Origin of the sequence: Cupriavidus sp. IDO, from assembly GCF_000812465.1 — a bacterium.
Taxonomy (GTDB): Bacteria; Pseudomonadota; Gammaproteobacteria; order Burkholderiales; family Burkholderiaceae; genus Cupriavidus.
The window spans coordinates 1-3,849 of sequence record NZ_JWMA01000039.1 but is presented as its reverse complement, the minus strand read 5'-3'; the positions used below and the strand labels follow the sequence as shown (position 1 = coordinate 3,849).

3 protein-coding genes are annotated in these 3,849 nt (G+C 57.5%); all 3 read left to right on the top strand.

The window, feature by feature from the left end:
* The first annotated feature begins 134 nt into the window (after positions 1-134).
* From RM96_RS13440 to RM96_RS13430, 3 genes are read left to right on the top strand one after another with little or no spacing between them, the layout of a single operon-like run.
* Entirely contained in the window at positions 135-1,385 is a 1,251-nt protein-coding gene (locus RM96_RS13440; RefSeq protein ID WP_063925982.1) for a site-specific integrase, read from the top strand.
* Positions 1,382-2,749 (top strand): tyrosine-type recombinase/integrase, encoded by a 1,368-nt coding sequence (locus RM96_RS13435; RefSeq protein WP_039011145.1) that lies wholly within the window; start codon positions 1,382-1,384, stop codon positions 2,747-2,749. The genes RM96_RS13440 and RM96_RS13435 overlap by 4 nt, the downstream gene beginning before the upstream one ends.
* On the top strand, positions 2,746-3,747 hold the full coding sequence (locus tag RM96_RS13430; RefSeq protein ID WP_039011144.1) for a tyrosine-type recombinase/integrase: 1,002 nt from the start codon (positions 2,746-2,748) through the stop codon (positions 3,745-3,747). The genes RM96_RS13435 and RM96_RS13430 overlap by 4 nt, the downstream gene beginning before the upstream one ends.
* The last annotated feature ends 102 nt before the right edge of the window (positions 3,748-3,849 follow it).

Genomic DNA, 3,849 nt, shown 5'->3' with positions numbered 1-3,849 from the left:
CTCGCCTAATAGGAAGGATCGCGTAATCGGAAGGAACGTGCCGAGCCCTCGGACAGTTCGTATCTTTTCGCGGTTCTACTTTTCATTATGGGCACGTGGCATCCTCAGGTTTGGTCTTCTCCGAGGAGGTTCCCATGTCCGCTCCGTTATCAACTGATGAGGTGTTGATTCAGAAACTGCTGGCTCACCTCAGGGACGAGGGATACTCCCTACGCATCCAGCGGTGGTATCCGGCTCGCGTGCGTCAGTTACTGGATTACTGTAGCCGTAATGGACTGTCGATCGAAACCGTTCATTCGGGGCAGGTCACGCGGTTCTTGCGCGGGCAGTATCGACTCTCACGGAGACGGTACAGCAAGTTGCGACCGTTTCAGACGTGGCGATATCAATACACTGGTGCCATCAATATGATGATGCGTCTTGTGCATGGAACATGGCCAGTTCCGGATCCACCGTGCACCGCGCTGGAAGTCTTTCATCGCGAAATGGTCAAGGACTACGATGCGTGGTTGCGCGACCTGCGTGGACTGCACCCACTGACACGAGCCAAGCGCACCAAGCATGCGCTGCAATTCCTGACTTCACTCGGGCAGCGAGCAGACCAGCAGGGTCTCGCTGATCTGAGCGTTTGCGATCTTGACGCGTACTTGAAGCAATGCTGTGACGGATTGCGGCGCAGTTCCATCGAAGATCGAACCGTCTGCCTCCGTGATTTCCTTCGCCACCTATGGCGCACGGGTTGCACTGCTGTCGACCTCGCGAGCACCGTGATTGGGCCGCACATCTATGAGCACGAAGATATTCCGGTCGCCCTTCGGACAGAGGAAGTGCAGCGCGTTCTGGAGGTGACTCGGAAGGATCTCTCGTCAGTTGGTCTGCGCGACTACGCCATCTTGATCCTGTTGTCGACCTACGGATTACGTGCTGCAGAAGTCGTCAATTTGCGCCTGGACGACATTGACTGGAGGCGGGACATTCTCCGCGTGCGCCACTCAAAGACAGGAACCTACTCCGAGCTTCCATTGCTACGCGAACCAGGCGAAGCCGTGCTCCGATACGTAGAGAAGGCGCGCCCGTCAAGCATTCATCGGGAGCTATTCCTGCGCATCCAGGCTCCGCACCGCCCGTTCAAGGACGGATCGATCCTCAACTGCGTCACGAGCGCTCGCCTGAGGGCGGCTGGAGTCACGCCGCAAGGAAGGAAAGGCCCCCACGCCTTCCGCCACGCACGCGCCGTGAGCCTGCTCCGATCTGGAGTACCGCTCAAGATCATCGGCGATGTGTTGGGTCACACGTCTGCTGCCGCGACCGCAGAGTATCTGAAGCTCGCGACCGAGGATCTGCGAACCATCGGACTTGATCTGCCAGGAGGAATTTTTCCATGACTCACTTCCCGTCCATCGATGCAGCATCTGTCGAGCAATTCTTGCAGGCGCAACGATTTCGCCATCCTGCCACGCACAAGAACTATGCGAACCTCCTCTGCAACTTCAACAGCTTTCTCATGAACCGCGGCGCGATTACTTCACCGGACGTCTCCATCGTGCAGCAATGGCTGAAGGAACACAGTCTCAAGTGGCAGGCACACATCCTCTATCACCGAACCCTCCTGATCGAGCGATATGTTCAGTGGCTGCACGACCAGGGACTCATCGCCTCAAATCCATTTGCAGAATTACATCGGGAGTACGGCCCCCGCACCACACCGATTGTTCGAGCCCTCGTCAGCGACGATATCTATGCAGCGCTCCAGAAACAGCGACGGCTTCCTCGCTTTCGAAGTTTCCTCGGACTATTGATGGATGAGCATGTTACACACATGCGCGTCCTCGGCTATCGCTATCGTACTGAAGAGCAAAGGCTGCTGCGCTTCGATCGCTTCCTGCAATATCATCCTGAGCTGGCCGGGCTTACGTTGGCGGAACTCGTCGAGCATTGGAGTCAGGAAGAACCGTCACCATACCACTTGTTCGAAGCTCGAAGAACCGGCCGCATTGTGTCTAAAGCGATGCACCGGATTGACCCGCGAGTGCCGGTTCTGCCCATCGGCGATGGGGTAGCTCGTGCGGCTCGGCAACAGCAGCGAGCTCCCTATCTCTACACGGACGATGAGATACAGCGCATTCTGCAAACGGCGCTGTTGTATCCCTCGCCGAAGGCACCTTGGCGTCCTGTCACTCTCTTCACAATGCTCGTGCTTGCATACTGTGCCGGTCTTCGGGGAGGTGAGATCGCGCGCCTGGTGCTCGGCGATGTCGATCTACGTGAGCAGACTATCGAGATTCGGGAGACGAAGTTCTTCAAGAAACGTCGCTTGCCTTTGGCCCCTGGAGTCATGGCCGCGCTCAAGCACTACCTTGTTATGCGTGAGCAAGCCGGTAGTCCAACGAAACCTGAGAGCCCACTGTTCTGGAGTCCACAGCGCAATTGCGGCTACACCGTAGGCGGCATACGGCTCGTTCTGACCGATGTCCTGCGACGTGCGAACATCAAACCGGCGCGCGGATCGGTCGGACCGCGAATTCATGATCTGCGCCATACGATGGTAGGCCATCGGATGCGCGACTGGTACAAGTCGGGAATCAACCCGCAATCCAAGCTTCCCTATCTCGCAACGTACCTCGGACACAAAGACATCCGCTCGACGCTGGTTTATCTGAACATCACACCAGAATTGCTGCAGGAAGCCAGCGAGCGCTTCCGCAAGAATGGCGCAACAGCGCTCCAGGTGAGGGAGGGTGCGCTATGAAACCGAGTTCACTCGCCTCTTTGTTGCACGCATTCTTCCACGAATGGATGGGCAAGCAGAGAAACCTCTCCCATCATACGGTGTGCTCGTATCGCGACACCTGGAAGATGTTCCTTCAATTTGCAGCCAGCAGTAGGCGGCGGGAGATCGCGAAACTGTCGCTGGCGGACTTGCAGGCCAGCGAGGTCATCGCGTTTCTCGATAATTTGGAGACGAACAGGAAGGTGTCCATTGGAACGCGCAACTGTCGACTTGCAGCCATCCATAGCTTCTTTACCTTCGTCGCCCATTGCGAGCCGCTGGCGATCGCGCAATGCGCAGAGATCGCACATATCCCGGTCAAGAAGAGCTCCCGGCCCGCTATGTGCTATATGGATGCCGAGGAGATCGCGGCGGTCCTTCGAGAACCCAACCGATCGAGTCTGGAAGGGCAGAGAGATCACGCTTTGCTCGCCCTTCTATATAACACGGGAGCACGAATCCAGGAGGCGCTGGATGTTTGCCCACGGGCCATCCGCTTTGAATCTCCCGCGCAAGTAGAGCTGTTCGGCAAGGGACGCAAGAGTCGTATCTGCCCGTTATGGCCGGAGACGGTGGCCATAATCAAGGCGCTGCTCAGGCGACAACCGCGTGCGGATGACGAGCCTATCTTCGTCAATCGATATGGCCAGCCGCTCAGTGCAGCCGGTGTCCGCTTCAAGCTCAAACAGTACGTTCAGTCAGCTTCCTTGCACGTGCCATCGCTTGCGACAAAACGAATTACCCCGCACACGTGGCGCCACAGCGTCGGAGTTCAGCTCGTCGCCGCTGGTGTCGACGTGACAGTAATCCGTAGCTGGCTCGGGCACGCGCGACTGGATACGACCAACCACTACGCGCGCGCCAATCTCGATACCAAGCGAAAAGCGCTAGAGCAGGTCGACCCATCAACGAAGCCTGGTCGGCCGCCGCGCTGGAAGCGGAACCCTGAGTTGGTAGCGTGGCTCGAATCGCTGTGAGAAGCACGCGCCCATAATGAGAAGGTCGTGCCGCCTGCCACCCTGCAAACTCTGGGTGGCAGGTCATTTCCTTCTTATTACCACGTGCTTCCGATTAGGCGA

Coding starts and splice junctions, on each gene's coding strand:
- RM96_RS13440 (WP_063925982.1), top strand. CDS start 135: ATGTCCGCTCCGTTATCAACTGATGAGGTGTTGATTCAGAAACTGCTG.
- RM96_RS13435 (WP_039011145.1), top strand. CDS start 1,382: ATGACTCACTTCCCGTCCATCGATGCAGCATCTGTCGAGCAATTCTTG.
- RM96_RS13430 (WP_039011144.1), top strand. CDS start 2,746: ATGAAACCGAGTTCACTCGCCTCTTTGTTGCACGCATTCTTCCACGAA.